Origin of the sequence: Dyella sp., assembly GCF_035486915.1 — a bacterium.
Lineage (GTDB): Bacteria > Pseudomonadota > Gammaproteobacteria > Xanthomonadales > Rhodanobacteraceae > Dyella_B.
The window spans coordinates 1-20,808 of the sequence record NZ_DATHMR010000203.1; the positions used below are offsets into that span (position 1 = coordinate 1).

Here is a 20,808-nt window from a genome sequence, read left to right on the forward strand (position 1 = left end):
TCCGCGTCGCTCAACTGAAGATTCAACGCATTCGCACCGGCATGCACCAATGCGGCAAAGCCCGATGCAGACGAAGCCAAACCCGCCGCCGTCGGAAAATTATTCTGGCTGGCTACGTCTGCGCCCCACGCCACACCTGCACGCTCGCGCAGCAGATTGAGGCATGCGGTCACGCGCTTGGCCTCGGCCTCATCGCTGCGACCATTGAGGCTCACGCGGTCTGCCGTTTGTCCCGGCGTGAAGCACACCTGCGTGCGGGTCCACAAACTGTCCAGCGTGATCGAGATGGAACCGACCACCGGCAAGTTGAGCGCAGTGTCGCGCTTACCCCAGTACTTGATCAGCGCGATATTCGGCTGAGCTTGCGAGGCAGCATGGAATGGGCCGTGTGCATCGGCGCGGGTTTCACGAGTCATACGTTTCGCTGGGGAATGGAGTAGCAAAAAACCAAACAATCGTTATTTGTCAGACGTTTGCATCACATAGGGCAGACCGTTCCGACCCGGGGCCTTCATTGCGACCCGGCTCCATACGGTGTTTCCGCCTAACAAACTGATGCCGATATAACCGCGCAACTGCAGCCGATCGGGGCTGAGAAGCCTTACTAGGCAATTGTAGGTCTTGCCATTGTCGGAATTATAAACCCTGCCGCCGGTCCACTTGTTGGTACGGGCGTCATATCGCAGGCCTGTCAGCAGTCTGAGCCCGGTCAGAGGCTGTTCGCGTAGCGCAGGATTGGGATTATTTCGGTCTGTGACGACCTTTCCGTTAAGTGCAGGGCCATCCTCCGGACCGTACGTATCATGCAATTGCCACCGGATATAGCCCTGATATTCGTCACCGACGCGTTCGATATGGATCACCGCGTCGCGCGTCTCGACCAGCCAATCTCCCACAATGCCTGCTGCTGCCGGCGAATCGGACAGCCCATCATTGGCAACGGCAGGAATCCACGGGGCTGCGAAAAGCACGAGTGCGAGCGCAAGCAACCAAAAAGGACCCAGCGGGCGTCCGAGACGTACACAAGTCATCGTGCCCTCCTTGCATGGTGGATAAGTGGACCCAATGTCCGGCGCTTCGGCCAAGCGTGCCTGTAGCATAAACGTCCATGTCATCGAGCCTGATCGTTACCACCATTATCCATGGACTTGGCATCGGGCTGGCCTTTGCGGCGACCGGCTATACCTTCGTATCGCTTTGGGCCGTACTCAAAGGCCACCGCGCACCTGTTTGGAGCGATATCGGCGCACGCCATCCGCGACCGGTGACCGTGCTCAAACCGCTGCATGGCGCGGAACCTCGGCTCTACGAGAATCTACGCAGCTTCTGCATGCAGCAGCATCCGGATTATCAGCTCATCTTCGGCGTGCGCGATCCGGACGATGCCGCGATCGCCGTTGTGCAACGACTGCAATCGGAGTTCCCGCAGCTGGGCATCACGATGGTGATCGACTCTCGCGTGTATGGCGCGAATTTCAAGGTCAGCAATCTCTTGAACATGGTCGCGCACGCCAAATACGACTGGCTCGTGCTGGCCGATGCCGACATCCGCGTAGCCACCGATTATTTGACGCGCGTCACAGCTCCGCTTGCCGATCCGGGCGTAGGCATCGTGACTTGCCTCTATTACGGCATTCCCGGTCCGTCGTTCTGGTCGCGGCTTGGACGTCTATTCATCGACGACTGGTTTGCGCCATCCGTTCGACTTTCGCACGCCTTCGGATCGACGCGCTTCGCCTTCGGTTCCACGATTTGCCTGCGACGCGATGCGCTGCAAGCCATCGGCGGCTTCGAAGCGCTTCGCGATATCTTGGCCGATGACTTCTGGCTCGGCGAACTCACGCGTCGCGCAGGACTGCGTACGGTGTTGTCAGATGTCGTGGTTGGCACGGATGTAAACGAAAGCCAATTGAAAGATTTGTGGACGCATGAACTGCGCTGGTTGCGAACCATTCGCTCGCTCGCCCCTTGGGGCTTCGCCATGACTTTCGTGTGCTTTACCACGCCCTTGCTGTTGCTGGGCCTGTGTCTCGCGCCCGGTGCGATAACCGCGACGATTGCCCTATTCGGTGGCGCGGCCCGGGTTTTGATACACTTTTTGCAGCGGCGCACCGATGATCAAGCCCTCCCCTGGCATGAAGTCCTGTTGGTTCCCCTCCGCGACGTCTTGATGCTGATGGAATGGGCAGCCGCCCTCGCCGGATGGCAAGTAAGATGGCGCGGTCAGGTTCTGCATGCACGAGGCGGCGGTTCAGCGCCGTAGACCTAACATTTTTGAACTATCTGCTGTCCCTGGGCACGGTTACTGCCCCCGCAGGAGTCACACGTAATGAAAACGCTTTTTCTGCAAGCTCCTTCCTTTGATGGCTTCGATGGTGGCGCCGGTTCGCGTTACCAGGCCAAGCGGGAGATCAAGAGCTTCTGGTATCCGACCTGGTTGGCTCAACCGGCCGCGATGGTTCCCGATTCGCGCGTGCTCGATGCACCGGCCGACGAAGTGTCGGTGGAAGAGAGCCTGCGCATCGCCGAAGGCTACGATCTGGTGATCATCCACACCAGCACGCCCTCGTTCCCGACGGATGCGAAGTTCGCGGAGCTGCTCAAAGAGCGCAAGCCGAATGTGCTCGTCGGTCTTGTCGGTGCGAAAGTTGCGGTGGATCCGTCCGGATCGCTTACGGCATCGCCCGCGATCGATTTCGTCGCACGCGAAGAATTCGACTACACCTGCAAAGAAGTGGCCGAAGGTCGTCCGTTCGAAAGCATCACCGGCATCAGCTACAAGCTGGCCGACGGCACCGTGCAGCACAATCCGCCGCGCGCGATGATCGAGAACATGGACGATCTGCCGTTCGTCGCACCGATCTACAAGCGCGACCTGAAGATCAGCAACTACTTCATCGGCTATCTCAACTACCCGTACGTGTCGATCTACACGGGTCGCGGCTGCCGCTCCAAGTGCACCTTCTGCCTGTGGCCGCAGACCGTTGGCGGTCATCGCTACCGCACGCGTTCGGCCGCGAACGTGCTGGCCGAAGCGAAGTGGATCAAGGAGAACATGCCCGAAGTGAAGGAGCTGATGTTCGACGACGACACTTTCACCGACAGCTCCAACATGGAACGCGTGCATGAGATCGCGCGCGGCCTCGGTGCAATGGGCTGGACGTGGTCGTGCAACGCCAAGGCGAACGTGCCGCACGAATCGCTGAAGATCATGAAGGAAAACGGTCTGCGTCTGCTGCTTGTGGGTTACGAGTCGGGCGACGATCAGATCCTGCACAACATCAAGAAGGGCCTGCGCACCGATATCGCGCGCCGCTTCACCGAAGACTGCCGCAAGCTGGGCATCACCATCCACGGCACCTTCATCCTCGGCTTGCCGGGCGAGACGAAGGAAACGATCGACAAGACGATCGCGTTCGCCAAGGAGATCAATCCGCACACCATCCAGGTATCGCTGGCCGCGCCGTATCCGGGCACTACGCTGTACAAGCAAGCAGTGGAAAACGGCTGGCTGCAGGAAAATGAAGCGGTCAACCTGGTCAATGACAAAGGCGTGCAGCTGGCGCTGATCGAGTACCCGCACCTGTCCAAGCAGGACATCTTCCACGGCGTCGAGAAGTTCTATCGGGCCTTCTACTTCCGCCCATCGAAGATCTGGGAAATCGTCAAGGAAATGCTGACCAGCTGGGACATGATGAAGCGCCGTTTGCGCGAAGGCGTGGAGTTCTTCCGCTTCCTGCGCGCGCACGAAGCCTGATTCACCCGTCACTCCGGCGCAGACCGGAGTCCAGTATCGGAGGGCCGCATGCGTGTTCACGACGTCATGCGGCGACTTGACTGGACTCCGGCCTGCGCCGGAGTAACGTTTTAAGCGGGACGTTTTTAACCATCGTGCCAAACGCAGTCACGTCAACTCAGCGCCCTCGACTGATCGTCACCGCAGACGACTTCGGTTTGCATCATGCCGTCAATGAAGCTGTCGAGCATGGTTACCGCGATGGTGTGTTGCGCGCCGCAAGCTTGATGGTCGCCGCGCCTGCTGTCGCTGATGCGGTGGCTCGCGCCAAGCAGAATCCAGGCCTAGCGGTTGGACTTCATTTAGTGCTCGCCGATGGTCGTGCGATGTTGCCGCCGCAGCGCATCCCCGATCTGGTCGATGCGCACGGCATGTTCAACTCTGACATGGTACGCAACGGTTTTCGTTTCTTCTTCCTGCCGCACTTGCGCCGGCAACTCGCTGACGAAATTCGCGCGCAATTCGAAGCCTTCGCAGCAACGGGATTGCATCTGGATCACGTCAACGCGCACAAGCATTTCCATCTGCACCCCACGATTCTGTCGATGATGTTGGCCATTGGCCGCGATTACGGCATGCATGCCATTCGCCTGCCGTCGGAACCTGGCATGGGTCCGTGGCTGCGGCCATGGCTTGCACTTATGCGCTGGCGGATGAAAGAGGCGGGCATCACATACAACGACCATGTATTCGGCCTGCGCCATAGCGGCGGGATGGATGAAGCCGTGATGCTGGATATCCTCAAGCAGTTGCCGCCGGGCCTTTCCGAGGTGTATCTGCACCCTGCCTCGCACGGCCATATCACCGAAAGCATGGCGGACTATCGCCACGCCGACGAACTCGCTGCGCTGTTGTCGCCGCGCGTGCGCGAAACCATCGCCGAACGCTACGTGTTGTGTGACGGCTTCTCCGATCCAGCGGTGTCGGCGGCATGAACATGAAACGCCTGACGTATCTCGCCGGATTTCTCGGTCTGGCTGGCGCGATTGCGCTGATCGTGCATCAGGGCTGGGGGGAAGTTGTCGCGGCGATCGATCGCGCCGGCTGGCCGCTGCTTTGGTTGCTGCCGTTCCACATCGTGCCTCTGACCCTTGACGTGATTGCCTGGCGCATCTTGCTGGCACCGCGCGATCCGCACAAGCGAGCGACATTGCCGTTCCTCTTCTGGGTCGCATCCATTCGCGAAGCGAGCAATCGCCTCTTGCCAGTCGCCAACATCGGCGGCGAAATCATCGGCATTCGCCTTGTGAAGTGGCGCGGCATCGGTGGCGCCGCGGCGGCGGCCAGCATCATCATGGAAGTACTGCTGACGCTGGTGAACCAATACCTTTTCACCGCGCTGGGCATCATTCTGCTGGTGGAGCTAACGCGAAATATCAGCGCCTTCAGCACGGTGATTTCCGCGTTAGCGGCAAGCCTGCCGCTACCGATCTTCCTGATCATCGTGCTTCGCCACGGCAAGGTGTTTTCGCGCCTGGAAGGTTTCGCGGAAAAAATGCTGGGCGGTCGCACCAAGCTCACCGAGCTGATGGATGGCGCGGGTCTCGATCTGGAAATCCGTTCGCAGTATTCGCGTCCGCTGCGCCTGATCGTCGCCTGCTTCTGGCAGTTCCTTGGCTATGTCGTCGGCAGCTTTGAAACATGGTTGGCGCTGCGCTTGCTCGGTTATCCGATCAGCGTATGGGATGCGATCGCCATCGAAGCGGTGACGCAGGCGCTGCGCCATATCATTTTCGTGGTGCCTGCCGGCCTGGGCGTTCAGGAAGGCGGTCTGGTGCTGTTCGGCGATATCATCGGTTTGCCGCCTGAAGCGAGCGTGGCGCTGTCGCTCGTCAAACGCATGCGCGAGATTGGTTTTGGCGTACCCGCCCTGATTTCCTGGCAGTGGGCCGAAGCGCGCCGGATGTATGCCGCCGGTGCATCCGCCACGAAGGCTGCGGTCAACCATCAATCTGATGAGAATGTAAGTTCATGACGCTCCAACACGAGGTGTTCGACACGCAGACGCTGGTGCCTGGTTTTCACGAACCGGTGCTGCCGACGGGTGAGCCGGATGAAGCCACCATTGCGGCCTCCGAGGAACGCTCACGCCATTGGTCGAGCGCTGGCAACGAACGCATCAAATACGGCTCGGACGCGCACAAAGAAATGATGTGCCGGATGTTCGCCGAGACGTTCAATCCCTATCGCCCGTCGGTGCTCAAATGGCCGACGCTGGATGATGCGGCACTTCATCGCATTACGTCGCTGCCGATCTGGGACATCGCCGTGCAGACCGAGGGCAAGGCGCGTCTGCGCATGGCCGCTTATGCACGCACGATCAACGACACGCCGATGCGCAACGCGCTGGCGCAAAACGCGTGGGAAGAAAACCGCCACAAGGACGTGTTGTCCAAGATGGTGCAGCACTACGGTATTCCGCTTGTGCCGGAACCGCCTTACGAATATCCGCAAGACCCCGAATGGGCGTATCTGGTCACCGGCTACAGCGAGTGCATCGATAGCTTCTTCGCGTTCGGCCTGTTCAAAGTGGCGCACGAGTCAGGGTTGTTTCCCCCCGAATTGATCGACACGTTCGAACCCGTGATGCAGGAGGAATGCCGGCACATCCTGCTGTTCGCCAACTGGGTCGCCTGGCATCGCGCCAACCTCAATCTGTTCCAGCGCATCGCGTTCGAATGGAAGGTGTTCCGCGTCTGGTGGTTCCTGGGCATGGAACGCATGGATCTGGCCAAGAGCCTGGACGGCGACGGCAACGAACACGCGCAGGACAACAACTTCACCGTCAACGGCGCGCAGTCGGTGACGGAGAAGGAATTGAGCGTGGCCGAGCTGATGGCCTGCTGCCTGAGCGAAAACGATCGCCGTTTCGCTGGTTACGACAAGCGCCTGCTGCGTCCGACCACCATGCCTTTCATGGTGAAGTGCGCGTTGCCGATACTGCGGTTTTTCGAGCGCCGCAAGAAAGCCAAATGATCCGTCGACATTCGCAAAGCTGGCGTGCGCGGGTCCGCACGCATCAGCCTTGTTGCTGACGAAACCACCGCACCGCATCTTCCAAAGCCAGACGTGCCGGACGCGCCGTATAGCCAAGTTCGCGCTCGGCCTTGGCGCTGGTGAAGAACATGCGCTTCTTGGACATGCGCACTTCTTCCACTGTCGCAATCGGATTCATGCCCGTCAGACGCGCCCATGCTTCGGAGATGTGCGCAATTGGCATGACGACGCCATGCGGCAAGCGAACTTTCGGCGGCTTGCGTCCAGCGATATCGGCAATCTCTGTGAGCACGTCACGCAGGCTCATGTTGTAGCCGCCGAGGATGTAGCGCTCGCCGACAAGACCACGTTCGAACGCAAGCCAATGACCTTCGGCCACATCCTCGACATGCACGATGTTCAATCCCGTATCCACATACGCTGGCAGACGACCCAGCATCGCATCGCGCACCACGCGACCGGTGGGCGTGGGCTTGATGTCGTGGGGACCAATCGGCGTCGACGGATTGACGATCACCACCGGTGCACCTTCTGCGGCGAACTGTCTGGCCACTTCTTCGGCGAGAAATTTGGAGCGCTTGTAGTGGCCGATCATGTCGTCCACCGTCACGGGCGTCGTTTCGCTGCCCGGGGTTCCATCTTTCGGAATACCCAGCGTGGCCACGCTGCTGGTGTAGACGACGCGCGGTACCCCAACCTTACGCGCAGCTTCCAGAATCGAACGCGTGCCCTCGACATTGGCACGGTACAACTCGTTGGGATCGGGCGCCCACAAACGGTAATCCGCCGCGACATGGAACAGTGCATCGCAACCATCGCAGGCTGGCAGCAGGGAGACCGGACGGGTGAGATCCCCCTCCGCCACCTCGACGCCGAGACCCTGCAGATTGCGACGGTCCGAGTTGGGGCGCGCCAGCACACGCACGCTATGCCCATCGCGCAGCAGGCGTCTTGCTACGGCCGAACCCACAAAACCGGTGGCGCCGGTGACCAGCGCCCTCACTGCGATATCACCGCAAATAGGTCGAAAGGCATATCGAAGCGAACGGCCCGCTCACTCGAAAGAGTTAGAAAAGTCATGCGACAATTATGGACGAAAACCGCTTGCTGCTTCAGCATATTGGGCATGCCAGCCCCTCCCCGCCAGCTCGCTGTCCGTCCCGTTATGACCACACGCGCCGTATCGCACCGTTTGTCAATGAAAACGGGTACCGCCAAAAGCCGCGGCGTTCCGGATTCGTATTGCCATGGGTGTGGCATAATCCCAGCGGCCGAGGCATGCCCATGATCGAACTGAATAGTGCCACCGCCATTGCTGGACGCGACGAGGCCAACACCTACCAGGATGAGATCCTGCCCAAGGTGTCCCGGACCTTCGCGCTGACCATCCCGCAGCTTCCTCCGGAACTGCGTCGTGCGGTTGCCAATGCATATCTGCTGTGTCGCATCGCCGACACGATTGAAGACGAGCCGGCATTGTCGGCCGAGCAAAAGCGCGTCTTCGAAAATGCGTTCGTCAATGCCGTGACCGGCAATGCCGACGCACAACGCGTCGCCCATACCGTGGCGCCGTTGTTGTCGAACGCCACGCTGGAAGCCGAACGCGATCTGATGCGCCGGCTGCCGACGGTGCTGCAGGTAACGCGCAGCCTGAATCCGGAACAGCAGGCATCGATCGTGAAGTGCCTGAAGATCATGTCGCACGGCATGCACGAGTTTCAGCGCAAGGCCGGCGTGCAAGGTCTGGCCACCCTGCACGACATGGATCGCTACTGCTACTGCGTGGCCGGTGTCGTCGGCGAAATGCTGACGGAGATGTTCGTCGACTTCGAACCGGCACTGGCACCGCATCGCAACACCATGTTGCGTCTGGCCGTGTCCTTTGGACAGGGTTTGCAGATGACCAACATTCTCAAGGATCAGTGGGAAGATCGCACACGCGGTGCCTGCTGGTTACCGCAGGACATGTTCGCGCGCCATGGCGTGAATCTTTCCACCCTGAAGTCGGGCGCGCAGAACGCGGGTTACGCCGCCACGATGTCGGAACTCGTCGGCATTGCGCACGCGCATCTTCGCTATGCGCTCGACTACACGTTGCTGATCCCTGCCAAACACGCGGGCGTTCGCCGATTCTGTTTGTGGGCGATAGGCATGGCGCTGCTGACACTGCGCAATCTGCAAAACAATCTCGATTTCTCGGCGGGTACGCAGATCAAGATCTCGCGCAACGCTGTCGCTCGCACGATCCTTTTTACGCGCATCTTCGGCAAATCCAACACGGCGCTGCGCTGGTTGTTCTCGACCACCGCGCGGGGCTTGCCGCTGACGCCGCTGGCTAATGAATGGAACGAACCGTCGGCGCCCGGACGTACCTGGCCCAAGCGTTCCATTCCGCACATCGCTGAAGTTGCGTTGTTCGAGCCGGCGGACGTCCATGAAGCGCAGCACCGATGATTTCGACGACACCTCTCACCGCACCGACCACCGACGACCTTTTCCAGCCTGCGCAGACAAGTCGTCTGGATCAGGCCATCGAGCGTGGTCGCGTCGCCTTGCTAGAACATCAGCACAAGGACGGCCACTGGTGCTTTGAGCTGGAGTCCGACTGCACGATCACCGCCGAATACATCCTGATGATGCATTACATGGATGAAATCGACGATGTGTTGCAGGAGAAAATGGCGCGCTACTTGCGCGCCACGCAGGCAACGCAGACGCATGGCGGCTGGTCGCAGTATTACGGCGGCGTGATTGATCTTTCGTGCACGATCAAGGCGTATTTCGCACTGAAGGCAGCGGGCGAGGATCCGGACGCCGAACACATGCGCATCGCGCGCGATGCGGTGCTTTCGCACGGTGGCGCGGCAAAAGCGAATGTGTTCACGCGCATCCTGCTCGCACTGTTCCAGCAGGTGCCATGGCGCGCGACACCATACGTGCCAGTTGAAATCATGCTGTTCCCGCGCTGGGCGCCGTTCCATATCGAGAAGATCTCGTATTGGGCACGCACCACGTTGGTACCGTTGACGATTCTCTGCTCGCTGAAAGCCAAGGCGGCCAATCCGCGCAACATCAGCATTCGCGAGCTGTTCGTCACGCCGCCGGAAGAAGAGCGTCATTACTTCATCCGTGGCGGCTTGCTCAATCGCTCGTTCCTTGCACTCGATAAAGTCGGTCGCTTCGTCGACCGCTTCATGCCGACGTCGATACGCAAGCGCGCGGTGAGCAAGGCGGAGACATGGTTCCGCGAGCGTTTGAACGGCGAAGACGGCATCGGTGCGATTTTCCCGCCGATGGTCAACAGCTACGAAGCGATGGCGCTGCTGGGTTATCCCAAGGATCATCCGGCCCGTCAGACCTGCCTGCGTTCGATCCAGAAACTAGTCGTGCATCGCGACGATGGTTCGGCGTACTGCCAGCCGTGCGTGTCGCCGGTGTGGGACACCGTGTGGAGCGCGCTCACGCTGATGCACACCAGCGACGATGCGACGACACAATCGGCCATCGCCAAGTCCGTCGACTGGCTGCGCTCCAAGCAGGAGATGGAACTGAAAGGCGACTGGGCAGCGCGTGCGCCCAACGCCACGCCGGGAGGCTGGGCGTTCCAGTACAACAATGCGTACTACCCGGACATCGACGACACCGCAGTGGCTGCCGCGTTGCTGCACATCCAGGATCGCCGTAGTGGTGAATCCGGCCGTCATCGCTTCAACACCGATCGCGCGGCGGACTGGATGATCGCGCTGCAATCGAAGAACGGCGGTTTCGCTGCCTTCGATGCGGACAACACGCACTACCACCTCAACGCGATTCCGTTCGCCGATCACGGCGCACTGCTCGATCCGCCAACCGAAGACGTGTCCGGCCGCGTGGCCGCGTGCCTGGGCGTGCTAGCGCGCCCACAGGATCGCCAGAGCCTGCGCCGATGCCTCGACTATCTGCGTAGCACGCAGCTGGAAGACGGCAGTTGGTGGGGCCGCTGGGGCAGCAATTACATCTACGGCACATGGAGCGTGCTGGGCGGTCTCGCCTTGGCGGGCGAAGATCCGCAGCAGCCGTATATCCGCAAGTCCATCGACTGGCTGCGCTCGCGTCAACATGCCGATGGTGGCTGGGGTGAGACCAACGACAGCTACATCGATCCGGCACTGCGTGGCACGAACCACAACGTCAGCACGCCGCAGTCCACGGCGTGGGCATTGCTTGCGCAGATGGCGATGGGCGAAGTGCATTCCGATTCGGTGAAGCGCGGCATCGCCTACCTGCTTGCCGATCAGCAGGCGACGGGTCTGTGGTATCACCCGTCGCACAACGCACCCGGATTTCCGCGCGTGTATTACCTGAAATACCACGGGTACACCGCGTACTTCCCATTGTGGGCGCTGTCGCGTTATCGGCAACTGCAGAAGTCATCTGCTTGAGCGACGCGCATGCCATCCGCACGACGGGCATTGTCGTCGCGCTGGCATCCGAAGCCAGAACGCTGATCCCTCACGCCACACCCGATCGCCTCACGCCGCTGGCGGACGGTGCTGCGCTGTGGCTCAGTGGCATGGGATTGGCGGCGGCCCAGCGTGCTGCACAACAACTGGTCAACGCAGGCGCGAAAGCACTGGCCGTTTTCGGCGTGGCGGGTGCTCTGGATTCGTCGCTATCCAACGGCGCGCTGATTTGTCCGGAGCACGTTCTCGATGAGAACGGCGCACGTTACGCAACGGATGCTTCCTGGCGCGCCAGCGTGCAGCAGTCACTCGTGACGACATCGGGCTCGCTGCTCAGCGTCCACGCTCCCTTGCTGACTGTCGCCGAAAAAGCCGACGCCCGCCGACGTTTCGACACACTCGCCGTCGATATGGAAAGCGCCGCCGTCGCCGACGTGGCGCAACGACACTCACTACCTTTCATAAGCTTACGAGCGATTGTCGATGAAGCCGGCGATACGGTTCCGGCGGCGCTCAATAACGCCGTCGATGCGTGGGGCCGCCCGCGCGCATTTGGTCTGATAACCGCCGTATGCCGACATCCTTCGGTTCTCGGGGACCTGCCCCGACTATACTCACGCATGCAACGCGCCACCCATGCGCTCCGCGCTGCCGCTCAGGCAACCGGACCGACGCTGGGCTGGCGCCCGTAAGCTGCATCTTTTGTTTCGCCGTCGCAACGGCCATGTCATAACGGAGAAAATTGTGATGTCTCTGCGCCATCGTTTCGGTACTTTTCTGATCGCTGCAAGCTGCGCGCTCGTCAGCGTCGGCGCTTCCGCGCACGCCATCCTTGTCGACAGCTCGCCCAAGGCCAACGGCACGGTGACGGCCGGTCACGTCGACATCGTCTTCAAGTACAACAGCAAGATCGATCAGCACCGCTCGCGTATGACGCTGGTGAAGTCGGACCAAAGTGAAACGACATTGACGATTGCGACGAATGGCCAGCAACCCAACGAGCTGGATTCGGGTGTCGATCTGACGCCTGGCACATACACCATTCGTTGGCAGGCGCTGGCACTCGATGGCCATATCACACGTGGTGATGTGCCGTTTACCGTCACTGCCAAACCGTAATTTCCATGTCGTCATTCCGGCGCAGGCCGGAATGACGAACTAAAAAGCGGCCCTTCGAGGCCGGCATTCACTTCAAGCCTGAGCGACTCCTCGTGGAACTTCTCGTCGACATCTTCGGCTACCTCAGCATCATCCTGCACGGTTTGGTCATCGTCGCGCAGTCGATGACGCTCGGTGGTGTGCTGTTTCTGGTTTTCCTGCTCCGTCCCTTCATGCATCTGCTGCCGCAAGGCGCCGATCTCGAACGACGCATCGCACGACTCACCATCTACAGTGCCATCGGGCTTGCCCTTTCGGAAATCGCAGGCACTGCGCTGCAAGTGGCGGTGTTGATGTCGACGGTCGGACTGTCGTTCACCGACGTGATGCAGGCACCGTTCGCCGTGTGCGGTACGGTGAAAGTCATCTGCGCATTACTGCTGATTCCCTGCCTGGGCAAGCGCATTTCGTCCAGCCCGCTTGGCGCCTTCTTGCCGCTGCTGATTGGCGCCGTGGAACTGACTGCCGCAACATTCACCACCCATGCATTCGCCCGCTTGAGCGACAACACGCTGCTGCTTTTTGTCGAAGGCCTGCATCAGTTCGGTGCAGCGATCTGGATTGGCGCCATTCCCTGCTTCGTGCTTGCCTTGGCGAAACTCAAGGATGCCGACGGCTGGCGCATCGTCGGTGCGCGCTTCTCCCGGATGTCGATGATCGGCGTGGCCAGCATCATCATCTCCGGCTCGATCATGAGCGTGTACTACATCGGCAGCATTCAGGGCTTTTACGGCACTGCCTACGGTGTGATGGTGGGCGCCAAGATCGCGATGTTCATTGCGCTGCTGCTGCTTGGCCTTGGCAACCTGATGGTCACCGAACGCCTGCGCAACAATCGGGAAACATCGGTGATTCGCCTGCGCCGTTTCGCCGAAGTGGAAATTGGCATTGGCTTCACGATTTTCTTCGCAGCGGCATCGCTGACATCCGTTCCACCTGCCGTGGACCTCACGACCGATCGCGTCACGCTGCACGAGATCGCCGTGCGCAACGCGCCGGTGTGGCCGCGCTTCACATCGCCGGATCACGACGCGCTTGCGATCTCGCAAATGCAGTCGCAGTTGGACAAAGACGCCGAACAACGTCATGCCTCCGCTGCGCAAGCGAATGTGCCGGGCTCGGGCATTCTGCCGCCGCGTAACGCCGAAGACATTGCCTGGTCGGAATACAACCACCACTGGGCCGGCATCTTTGTACTCCTGATCGGCTTGCTTGCACTGATCAACCGTGCGGGCGTGGGGTGGTTGAAACACTGGCCATTGCTATTCCTGCTGATGGCCGGCTTCCTGCTCATACGCTCGGATCCGGAAGTGTGGCCGCTCGGCCAGGAAGGATGGTGGATCGCATGGCGCGATGTGGAAGTGGCGCAGCATCGCTTCTTCGTGGCGCTGATCCTTCTGTTCGGCTTGTTCGAGTGGGCCGTGCGCACCGGACGCCTGCACAACCCGAAGGCAGCGCTCGTATTTCCGCTGCTGGTTTCAGTGGGCGGCGCGATGCTGTTGACGCACAACCACCAGATCTCGAACGTGAAGGATCAGCTGCTGATCGAACTGACCCACACACCGCTCGCGCTGGCAGGCGTGTCGGCGGGTTGGGCACGCTGGCTGGAGCTGCGCCTGCCCGGCCGTGGCGGCCGCATTGCAGGCTGGGTATGGCCGATCTGCTTCATGCTGGTCGGCGTGATCCTGCTTTGGTACCGCGAGGCCTGATCCTGGCGATGTAAAATGATTCGGCTGTCCCCGGTCCGTCTGCACCCGGGGCAGTCATAATACGCACTGTCCCGATTTTCATTCCGGAACCGCATGAGCCTGACGTCCCCCGAGGTCTCCTTCGACACCCGCGTGCCCGCGTATCTGCGCCGGCTCGAACATGCCATGGATGCCTTGCTGCCACCGGGTAACACCGATCCGGACCGGCTGCACCAAGCCATGCGCTACGCCTGCGAAGGCGGCAAGCATCTGCGCGCGCTGATGGTGTATGCCACGGGCGAAACGCTGGGTGTCGCGCCGGAGAAACTCGATGCCGCAGCGTGCGCCGTAGAACTGATTCATGCCTACTCGCTGGTGCACGATGACTTGCCGGGCATGGACAACGACGATCTGCGTCGCGGTCGTCCGACGGTACACAAAGCGTACGACGTGGCAACGGGAATTCTGGTTGGCGATGCACTTCAAACGCTCGCTTTCGAAGCGTTGGCAAACGCCAGTGGGCTGGATGCGGAACAGAAAATCCGCATGATCAAGGCGCTGACGCATGCGTCCGGCTCGCTCGGCATGGTTGGCGGCCAGGCCGTCGACATGGCCTCGGAAAACCTCACGCTGAGCCTCGATCGTCTTGAATCGCTGCATGCGCGCAAGACGGGTGCACTCATTCTCGTGACATGCCAGCTCGTCGGTATTGCCGCCAACGTATCGGACCGTGTTCGCGATGCGCTTGAACACTACGGCAAGCGCATCGGCCTTGCGTTCCAGATTCAGGACGATGTGTTGGATCAAATTGCCGACACCGCAACGCTCGGCAAGACAGCGGGCAAGGATCTGGCGCAAAACAAGTCCACGTTCCCGTCCTTGCTTGGATTGGAACAGGCACGTGAACGTGCCGATGCACTGTTTGACCAAGCACGTGAGGCCGCCCGTAGCGTATCGAGCGACGCCGAACCGCTGCTATGGCTTGCCGATCACATCCAGCAGCGCAATCACTGAAAACCGCTCGACCTGAGTACGGCTCAGGCCGGTCGCACGTCGTGCAATTGCCAGCTCATGCCGATCAGCCAATTCAGGCGCTGACGCACAATGTTCATTGGAAGGTCGGTAATCACGTCCACCTCGGTGTGCAGATCGACCAGTTTTGCGTTGACCATGGCCGACTGATCGGTGACACCAAGACGTTCATCGACCTGATCGGGATCCGGTTGCATCGCGCGCCAGCGTTGAAAAAGTGCTGGGGTGCACAGGGCTTCCCGCAACGCCGCAGCGAAATCGTTCGGACCTGCGCCGTCATAGCTCAATTCTGGCTGAGAACCTCGCGCACGTGCGAGATCCTGGATCTGCAAAAAATAATGGCTGCGCTGGTTCATGGCCTCCCCCTTTTACTCGACTGCTTGTGAAGAACCGGCAAGCTGGCTCTTCTCTTTCCTTTAAGCTCCCAAAACTGCGCCATCCAGCAGATCGGACGCCTGCTCGGGTGATAACCCATGCGGCAGGATGCCCAGACAAGGCGCTGGCAGCAGCCCTCGCAAGGTGTCGATATTTTCCTCGATAGCGAGCATCTGCGGATCGATCCGGTTGCCGATCCAACCTACGAGCTTGCAACCGTCCGCCTCGATCGCTTCGGCCGTCAGCAAAGCGTGGCTGAGACAGCCCAAACGCAATCCCACCACCAGCACCACCGGTAGCGCCAGTGTTTTGGCGATATCGGCCGCAAACAAATCCGGTGCTAACGGTACACGCCAACCACCTACTCCTTCGACGACAACCACATCGTAGCGCTTGCGCAAGACATCGAACGCCGCGTGCACGAGTGACAGCGTAATCGTCACGCCTTCGTGCGATGCAGCCAGGTGCGGCGAAAGCGGCTCGCGCAAAGCGACGGGGTTGATCTCGTTGTACGACGGTTGCGGCGCACTGCTCGCATCCTGCAGCGCAAGCGCATCGTCGTTGCGCAAGCCTTCCGATGTTTCTTCGCAACCGCTGGCGATCGGCTTCATGCCGCAGGCACTTCGACCCGTCGATCTGATCGCATGCAACAACGTACACGCTGCATGTGTCTTGCCGATACCGGTATCGGTACCGGCGATGAATAAAGCACGTGTCATGCTGGTTTTGCCTTGGCTTTGCGCGACCAACGGCCGGTGATCCAGTAAACCGCCGTCAGCAGTACATAGATGTAACCCGGCAATCCTGCACCCGCACCGGATTCGGGTATCAGCAACGCCGTGGCAAGGGAAAGCGCTGCGACCAACAAAGAGCCAAACAACGCATACATCGTTTCGCGCGCATCGATGTTGTCGGCATGATCCAAATGCGTGCGACGCAGGCTGTGGCGGTAGAGCAACGCCAGACATCCAGCCATGCAGATATAGGCCGACGCGTAACAGATATACAGCGCTTTCAATTCGTGCACGCTGTCGATCGTCGGCTCATTCGGCAACAACGTGTGCCCAAATGAGTAATAGATCGACGTGAACAATGACTGGAACAGCATGTTGAGCGGATAGACAAAGATCAGCGCAAAGAACACCAGCATGAGGCTCAGCATGATGCTGATGCCATCGTGCGTACGGAAGCGATCGCGCCAGCGCACGTGGCGGTGCCAGAAGACAAGTAGCGTTGCAAAGCTGCACGCAAAGCCGGGAATGCGATACAGATCCAGCAACAGGTCATGCAGACTGTGTGGCGTCTCGGTACCGGCGATCGCCAGCACACTCACAGCGAAGGCGAATGCAGCGTCGAAAAAACCGTCCAACCGGTGCGCTTCAACGCGCCCGGCGTGCCCTGCATCGTGCCGATCGTTCATGATATGCATGCTCCCCTTGTACCCGAGCCCAAGACGTCCCATCTTGTTCCATCAGTCTGCAGCAATCGAGCCATTCCGTCATGTTTGAGATCAAGAACGACACCGCGGCAACCAAGTCCGAGCAGTATGCCGAGCTGGCTGAACAGGCGCGGGGCATGCTGGCTGGCGAACCCAGCCTGGTGGCTAACGCGGCCAATTTCTCGGCGCTGGTTTTCAACAGCCTGTCCGATCTTAATTGGGCAGGGTTCTACCTCTATGACGGCACCGAATTGGTCGTGGGACCCTTTCAGGGCAAACCTGCCTGCATTCGCATCGCGATCGGCAGAGGCGTGTGCGGTACCGCCGCGCAAACGCGCGAGACGCAAGTGATCCGTGACGTGCACAGCTTCGACGGTCACATCGCCTGCGATGCGGCGTCGCAATCGGAAATCGTCGTGCCGCTGGTCAAGGCCGATGGCACGCTGTTGGGCGTGTGGGATGTCGACAGCCCCTCCGTCGCGCGCTTCGACGAAGAAGATCGCGCGGGCATGGAGGCGCTCTGCAAGGTCTTCATGGAAGCCGCGGCTAACGCGGCTTAGCGGCCCTTAGTCGGTTGGGCGACCTTCGCCGTGCATCATGCGCATCACGGCCTCCCGCGCCGCATCGACGCCAGTACCCTCCGATGATGAAAACACCTGCGCCGTGACAGGCGTGCTCGCATCCAGCTGCTTGCGCAGTACCGCAAGCGCCTGCGCCGCCTGATTGCGCGAAAGTTTGTCTGCCTTGGTCAGCAACACGTGACACGGCAGCAGCGTGCCGAAGCAGAACTCCAGCATCGTCCGGTCGAATTCCTTGAGCGGATGACGGATGTCCACGATCAGCACCACGCCACGCAGACTCTTTCGCTCGTGCAGGTAGCGATCGATTTCCTGGCGCCAGTGCTCGCGCAGCTCCTCGGGTACCTTCGCATAGCCATAGCCTGGAAGATCGATCAGGCGCGTCGGCGCCGCCTGCGACATTTCGTCATGCACCACGCCCGGCAGCGAAAACGCGACCATCTGCTGGGTGCGACCGGGCGTTTTCGAGGTGCGCGCCAACGACTTGTGGCCCGTCAACGCATTCAATGCACTGGACTTTCCTGCATTGGAGCGACCGGCAAAGGCAACCTCAGCCCCCACATCCGCAGGCAACTGGTTGACGCGATGGGCGGCGAGCACGAATTGTGCGCCCTGCAGCGGATTGGTAGTCATAAGGTGTGGTTTGACCGGCTAAGATGGCGTGAGGATAATTTCGAGGTTCTGCCAGTCACGGCACGCAGAGGGTGCGCGCTGTACATCCGTAGCAGTATTTCCTGGAGGCAAGTGTATGAGTTTTCGGCTCGCCGGTTTTCGGCCCGCTGTTGTGAATGCAGTAGCCCTGGTCTTCGCGCTCTCTGCCGGCGTGGTCTTCGCGCAGAATGCCAAGGGTCAGGCGGCCCAGAAAACCCCGGCCCCGGCCACCACCGCCGCCAAGCCAGCCGCTGCCAGCAGCGCCCCGGCGGCGGCGGCCACACCTGCCGCTTCGGATGAAGACGTCATGGCGGCCAAACCCGGCAACGCCACCGCAGGGCAGGCCAAGGCCGCCGCCTGCGGCGCCTGCCACGGCGCGGACGGCAACTCCACCGACGGGCAGTATCCGAAGCTGGCGGGCCAGCACGAGATGTACATTGCCCATCAGTTGAACAACTTCAAATCCGGCGCGCGGCAGAACGCCATCATGCAGGGCATGGTCGCGCCGCTCTCGGTGCAGGATATGCACGACATCGGCGCTTATTTCGCCAGCAAGCAGTCGCTTCCCGGTGTGGCCGACGAGTCGCTGGTCACGCAGGGCCAGAAGCTGTATCGCGAAGGCGATACCGCACGCGGCATTCCCGCCTGCATGGCCTGCCATAGCATCGACGGCCGCGGCAACCCGGGCGCGATGTATCCGCAGCTCACCAGCCAGCACGCGCAGTACATCGAAGCCAAGCTGAAAGATTTCCACGACGGGGTGACGTGGGGCACTGAAGCGCATGCCCAGATCATGCCGCTGATTGCCAAGAAGCTCGATCCGCAGGACATCTCCGCACTGGCCACCTACATCGAAGGTCTGCACGTGGCGGACAAATCCGCGCCGGTGTCGGCGTCGCCGTAACTTTCCATTTGCGTTGTTGTCCCAGGTTTTCTTGTACCGCCCCCTTTTGAGGCCAGCCATGTTGAAGCGTTTGTCTTTCCTTTGTATCGCGCTGCTTGCGCTGACTGCCTGCGGCCACAACGGCAGCTCCGATAACAACGCATCCACGACACCCGCACCCGCGCAGACAGCGCCCGCTGCGCCGGCTTCGGCAGCCAAGCCTGCTGCATCGGCCAGTACGCCGGCACCGGCGTCCACCGCCGCAGCCGCAAGCACCACTGCGGCGCCTGCAACGGCGAGTACGACCGCGCAAAAACCGGCCGCGCCATCGGCGCCTGCCGAACCGTTTGTCGATAACGGCAAGTGGGTGGAAGGCAAGAACTACTTCACCATCGAACCGGCACAGCCCACCGGCATCCCCGACAAGATCGTGGTGACCGAAGCATTTTCCTATGCCTGCCCGGCCTGCAACGCGTTCCACACCACGGCCGATCAGCTGGCGCAGGGCCTGCCGTCGAACGCGGTGATGACGTATCTGCCCGTTTCGTTCCGTCCGGACGAAAACTTCCCGCTTTTCCAACGCGCTTACTTCGCTGCAAAAGCACTTGGCGTGGCGGATAAAACCTATGATGCGATGTTCGATGCCGTTTGGAAGACCGGCGAGCTCGCTTCCGACGATCTGACCACCGGGCGCCCGAAGCCGCAATCGGCATGGCCCACCATCGACGACGTCGCCAAGTTCTACGCCAAGTACGGCGTGGATCCGAAGCAATTCGTCGCGGTCGCCAACTCCTTCAGCGTCAACACGCAAATGAAGCGCGCTGACGACATGGTCAAGGCCTACGCTGTGGACGGCACACCCACGATCATCGTCAACGGCAAATATCGCTTCACGCCGGGTGATGCGGGTGGCTATCCGCAGTCGATCGAGCTGACCAAATGGCTCGTCGCCAAAGAAGCAGCCGGCAAGTAAGTCGAAAGATCCAGGCGCCCGGTTCACCGGGCGCTTTTTGTTTGACGTCGCTTATGTCTGGCGACATGAGATTGGCGACAAGCCATTTGTCGTTATTGCGCAGGAAGAACCATGTACACCACCGCCCGATTCCGTTGGACCACCTTGCTTTTCGGCTTGCTGCTGACCAGCGCCTGTAATGCAGCGAGCCCTGATGCATCAACCCCCACGCCGACCTACACGGATGGCAACGAATACGTGACCTTGTCGCCGCCCTACCAACGTATGAGCAGCGCCGGCAAAGTCGAAGTAGTGGAAGTGTTCTCCTACGCGTGCATCCATTGCGCCGAGTTCTCGCCGTATGCCGATGCACTGCGCAAGTCGCTGCCGCCGGGCGTGGTTTTCAAACTCGTGCCCGCTCCGTTCAACGACACGTGGGTACCATTCGCGCGCGCGTACTACGCCGCAAAGAAACTGGGCGTCTTGGAGCAGACGCACGACGCACTCTTCAAGGCCAAGTTCACGGATCAATATCCGATCAACTCTCCTGGCGAGATCGCCAACTACTACGCCAGCCAGGGTGTGAACAAAGAAAAGTTTGTGACCATCGAAAACTCGCCGGAAGTGGATGCACAGATCAAGAGTGATCTCGCATTGATCCAAGGCTGGGGCGTGGACGGCACACCGACCATCGTCGTGGACGGCAAATATCGCACCGCCAACGTCGGCACGTTCGACAATCTCGTCGCCGTGACCAAGTGGCTGGTACAGAAAGAATTGAACGACAAGGGTAAATAAGGCACGTGCGGCGGCCATTC

Annotated in this window: 21 protein-coding genes and 1 pseudogene; 15 read left to right on the forward strand and 7 right to left on the reverse strand. The window is 60.5% G+C overall.

Going from position 1 to position 20,808, the window contains the following annotated elements; translation table 11 throughout:
- Both VK725_RS16730 and VK725_RS16735 read right to left on the reverse strand, forming a co-directional pair.
- Positions 1–416, reverse strand: a pseudogene (locus VK725_RS16730) (hypothetical protein); the annotation flags it as partial.
- A 42-nt stretch (positions 417–458) separates the two neighbouring features.
- Complete coding sequence (locus tag VK725_RS16735) at positions 459–1,031, reverse strand: DUF2147 domain-containing protein (protein ID WP_325319196.1); 573 nt, start codon at positions 1,029–1,031, stop codon at positions 459–461.
- A gap of 77 nt (positions 1,032–1,108) precedes the next feature.
- Here VK725_RS16735 and hpnI point away from each other — a divergent pair, with 77 nt between their 5' ends.
- The 5 genes from hpnI (at position 1,109) to VK725_RS16760 (ending at position 6,772) form a co-directional block, all read left to right on the forward strand.
- Positions 1,109–2,263 carry a bacteriohopanetetrol glucosamine biosynthesis glycosyltransferase HpnI gene (hpnI, locus tag VK725_RS16740; protein ID WP_325319197.1) on the forward strand — a complete coding sequence of 385 codons (1,155 nt, stop codon included), beginning with the start codon at positions 1,109–1,111 and terminating at the stop codon, positions 2,261–2,263.
- Between the two features lie 66 nt (positions 2,264–2,329).
- Positions 2,330–3,757: a hopanoid biosynthesis associated radical SAM protein HpnJ gene (gene hpnJ, locus VK725_RS16745; RefSeq protein WP_325319198.1), complete on the forward strand. Its 1,428-nt coding sequence runs from the start codon at positions 2,330–2,332 to the stop codon at positions 3,755–3,757.
- Between the two features lie 134 nt (positions 3,758–3,891).
- Complete coding sequence (gene hpnK, locus VK725_RS16750; RefSeq protein ID WP_325319199.1) at positions 3,892–4,731, forward strand: hopanoid biosynthesis-associated protein HpnK; 840 nt, start codon at positions 3,892–3,894, stop codon at positions 4,729–4,731.
- Positions 4,728–5,771: a lysylphosphatidylglycerol synthase domain-containing protein gene (locus VK725_RS16755; protein WP_325319200.1), complete on the forward strand. Its 1,044-nt coding sequence runs from the start codon at positions 4,728–4,730 to the stop codon at positions 5,769–5,771. Before hpnK ends, VK725_RS16755 begins: the two co-directional genes overlap by 4 nt.
- Positions 5,768–6,772, forward strand: coding sequence for a ferritin-like domain-containing protein (locus VK725_RS16760; RefSeq protein WP_325319201.1), 1,005 nt, complete (start codon positions 5,768–5,770; stop codon positions 6,770–6,772). The genes VK725_RS16755 and VK725_RS16760 overlap by 4 nt, the downstream gene beginning before the upstream one ends.
- Before the next feature lie 43 nt (positions 6,773–6,815).
- Here VK725_RS16760 and hpnA read toward each other — a convergent pair whose 3' ends face one another.
- Complete coding sequence (hpnA, locus tag VK725_RS16765; protein WP_325319202.1) at positions 6,816–7,796, reverse strand: hopanoid-associated sugar epimerase; 981 nt, start codon at positions 7,794–7,796, stop codon at positions 6,816–6,818.
- A 281-nt stretch (positions 7,797–8,077) separates the two neighbouring features.
- Here hpnA and VK725_RS16770 point away from each other — a divergent pair, with 281 nt between their 5' ends.
- The 6 genes from VK725_RS16770 to VK725_RS16795 all read left to right on the forward strand — a co-directional run bounded on the left by VK725_RS16770 (position 8,078) and on the right by VK725_RS16795 (position 15,095).
- Positions 8,078–9,247, forward strand: a complete 1,170-nt coding sequence (locus tag VK725_RS16770; protein ID WP_325319203.1) for a phytoene/squalene synthase family protein — start codon at positions 8,078–8,080, stop codon at positions 9,245–9,247.
- Complete coding sequence (gene shc / locus VK725_RS16775; RefSeq protein ID WP_325319204.1) at positions 9,244–11,214, forward strand: squalene--hopene cyclase; 1,971 nt, start codon at positions 9,244–9,246, stop codon at positions 11,212–11,214. Before VK725_RS16770 ends, shc begins: the two co-directional genes overlap by 4 nt.
- Positions 11,211–11,927 (forward strand): purine and other phosphorylase-like protein, family 1, encoded by a 717-nt coding sequence (locus tag VK725_RS16780; RefSeq protein ID WP_325319205.1) that lies wholly within the window; start codon positions 11,211–11,213, stop codon positions 11,925–11,927. The genes shc and VK725_RS16780 overlap by 4 nt, the downstream gene beginning before the upstream one ends.
- A gap of 55 nt (positions 11,928–11,982) precedes the next feature.
- Positions 11,983–12,354: a copper resistance CopC family protein gene (locus tag VK725_RS16785; RefSeq protein WP_325319206.1), complete on the forward strand. Its 372-nt coding sequence runs from the start codon at positions 11,983–11,985 to the stop codon at positions 12,352–12,354.
- A 92-nt stretch (positions 12,355–12,446) separates the two neighbouring features.
- Positions 12,447–14,102 carry a copper resistance D family protein gene (locus VK725_RS16790; protein WP_325319207.1) on the forward strand — a complete coding sequence of 552 codons (1,656 nt, stop codon included), beginning with the start codon at positions 12,447–12,449 and terminating at the stop codon, positions 14,100–14,102.
- Between the two features lie 93 nt (positions 14,103–14,195).
- Complete coding sequence (locus VK725_RS16795; RefSeq protein WP_325319208.1) at positions 14,196–15,095, forward strand: farnesyl diphosphate synthase; 900 nt, start codon at positions 14,196–14,198, stop codon at positions 15,093–15,095.
- 23 nt (positions 15,096–15,118) lie between these two features.
- On the opposite strand, the gene VK725_RS16800 is transcribed toward VK725_RS16795, so the two are convergent.
- The 3 genes from VK725_RS16800 to VK725_RS16810 are packed head-to-tail and all read right to left on the reverse strand — an operon-like array spanning position 15,119 to position 16,908.
- A complete protein-coding gene (locus VK725_RS16800) occupies positions 15,119–15,469 on the reverse strand; it encodes a hypothetical protein (protein ID WP_325319209.1) in 351 nt (116 codons plus the stop codon).
- 60 nt (positions 15,470–15,529) lie between these two features.
- Positions 15,530–16,207, reverse strand: coding sequence for a dethiobiotin synthase (gene bioD / locus VK725_RS16805; protein WP_325319210.1), 678 nt, complete (start codon positions 16,205–16,207; stop codon positions 15,530–15,532).
- Complete coding sequence (locus tag VK725_RS16810; RefSeq protein WP_325319211.1) at positions 16,204–16,908, reverse strand: TMEM175 family protein; 705 nt, start codon at positions 16,906–16,908, stop codon at positions 16,204–16,206. The genes bioD and VK725_RS16810 overlap by 4 nt, the downstream gene beginning before the upstream one ends.
- An 80-nt stretch (positions 16,909–16,988) precedes the next feature.
- Here VK725_RS16810 and VK725_RS16815 point away from each other — a divergent pair, with 80 nt between their 5' ends.
- On the forward strand, positions 16,989–17,486 hold the full coding sequence (locus VK725_RS16815; RefSeq protein WP_325319212.1) for a GAF domain-containing protein: 498 nt from the start codon (positions 16,989–16,991) through the stop codon (positions 17,484–17,486).
- A gap of 6 nt (positions 17,487–17,492) precedes the next feature.
- Here the strand turns inward: VK725_RS16815 and yihA are convergent, their stop codons facing one another.
- Positions 17,493–18,137, reverse strand: a complete 645-nt coding sequence (gene yihA, locus VK725_RS16820) for a ribosome biogenesis GTP-binding protein YihA/YsxC (protein ID WP_325319213.1) — start codon at positions 18,135–18,137, stop codon at positions 17,493–17,495.
- A gap of 115 nt (positions 18,138–18,252) precedes the next feature.
- Here yihA and VK725_RS16825 point away from each other — a divergent pair, with 115 nt between their 5' ends.
- From VK725_RS16825 to VK725_RS16835, 3 genes are all read left to right on the forward strand, one after another.
- A complete protein-coding gene (locus tag VK725_RS16825) occupies positions 18,253–19,059 on the forward strand; it encodes a c-type cytochrome (RefSeq protein WP_325319214.1) in 807 nt (268 codons plus the stop codon).
- 58 nt (positions 19,060–19,117) lie between these two features.
- Positions 19,118–20,011: a thiol:disulfide interchange protein DsbA/DsbL gene (locus tag VK725_RS16830; protein ID WP_325319215.1), complete on the forward strand. Its 894-nt coding sequence runs from the start codon at positions 19,118–19,120 to the stop codon at positions 20,009–20,011.
- Between the two features lie 111 nt (positions 20,012–20,122).
- On the forward strand, positions 20,123–20,788 hold the full coding sequence (locus VK725_RS16835; protein ID WP_325319216.1) for a thiol:disulfide interchange protein DsbA/DsbL: 666 nt from the start codon (positions 20,123–20,125) through the stop codon (positions 20,786–20,788).
- Positions 20,789–20,808: the final 20 nt, after the last annotated feature.

What these genes read in the sequence shown, in the direction of transcription:
- VK725_RS16770 (WP_325319203.1), top strand. Translation starts at nt 8,078, where the DNA reads ATGATCGAACTGAATAGTGCCACCGCCATTGCTGGACGCGACGAGGCC.
- VK725_RS16800 (WP_325319209.1), bottom strand. Translation starts at nt 15,469, where the DNA reads ATGAACCAGCGCAGCCATTATTTTTTGCAGATCCAGGATCTCGCACGT.
- VK725_RS16810 (WP_325319211.1), bottom strand. Translation starts at nt 16,908, where the DNA reads ATGAACGATCGGCACGATGCAGGGCACGCCGGGCGCGTTGAAGCGCAC.
- hpnI (WP_325319197.1), top strand. Translation starts at nt 1,109, where the DNA reads ATGTCATCGAGCCTGATCGTTACCACCATTATCCATGGACTTGGCATC.
- VK725_RS16760 (WP_325319201.1), top strand. Translation starts at nt 5,768, where the DNA reads ATGACGCTCCAACACGAGGTGTTCGACACGCAGACGCTGGTGCCTGGT.
- yihA (WP_325319213.1), bottom strand. Translation starts at nt 18,137, where the DNA reads ATGACTACCAATCCGCTGCAGGGCGCACAATTCGTGCTCGCCGCCCAT.
- VK725_RS16795 (WP_325319208.1), top strand. Translation starts at nt 14,196, where the DNA reads ATGAGCCTGACGTCCCCCGAGGTCTCCTTCGACACCCGCGTGCCCGCG.
- VK725_RS16785 (WP_325319206.1), top strand. Translation starts at nt 11,983, where the DNA reads ATGTCTCTGCGCCATCGTTTCGGTACTTTTCTGATCGCTGCAAGCTGC.
- VK725_RS16830 (WP_325319215.1), top strand. Translation starts at nt 19,118, where the DNA reads ATGTTGAAGCGTTTGTCTTTCCTTTGTATCGCGCTGCTTGCGCTGACT.
- bioD (WP_325319210.1), bottom strand. Translation starts at nt 16,207, where the DNA reads ATGACACGTGCTTTATTCATCGCCGGTACCGATACCGGTATCGGCAAG.
- hpnJ (WP_325319198.1), top strand. Translation starts at nt 2,330, where the DNA reads ATGAAAACGCTTTTTCTGCAAGCTCCTTCCTTTGATGGCTTCGATGGT.
- VK725_RS16825 (WP_325319214.1), top strand. Translation starts at nt 18,253, where the DNA reads ATGAGTTTTCGGCTCGCCGGTTTTCGGCCCGCTGTTGTGAATGCAGTA.
- shc (WP_325319204.1), top strand. Translation starts at nt 9,244, where the DNA reads ATGATTTCGACGACACCTCTCACCGCACCGACCACCGACGACCTTTTC.
- VK725_RS16835 (WP_325319216.1), top strand. Translation starts at nt 20,123, where the DNA reads ATGTACACCACCGCCCGATTCCGTTGGACCACCTTGCTTTTCGGCTTG.
- VK725_RS16735 (WP_325319196.1), bottom strand. Translation starts at nt 1,031, where the DNA reads ATGACTTGTGTACGTCTCGGACGCCCGCTGGGTCCTTTTTGGTTGCTT.
- VK725_RS16815 (WP_325319212.1), top strand. Translation starts at nt 16,989, where the DNA reads ATGTTTGAGATCAAGAACGACACCGCGGCAACCAAGTCCGAGCAGTAT.
- VK725_RS16755 (WP_325319200.1), top strand. Translation starts at nt 4,728, where the DNA reads ATGAACATGAAACGCCTGACGTATCTCGCCGGATTTCTCGGTCTGGCT.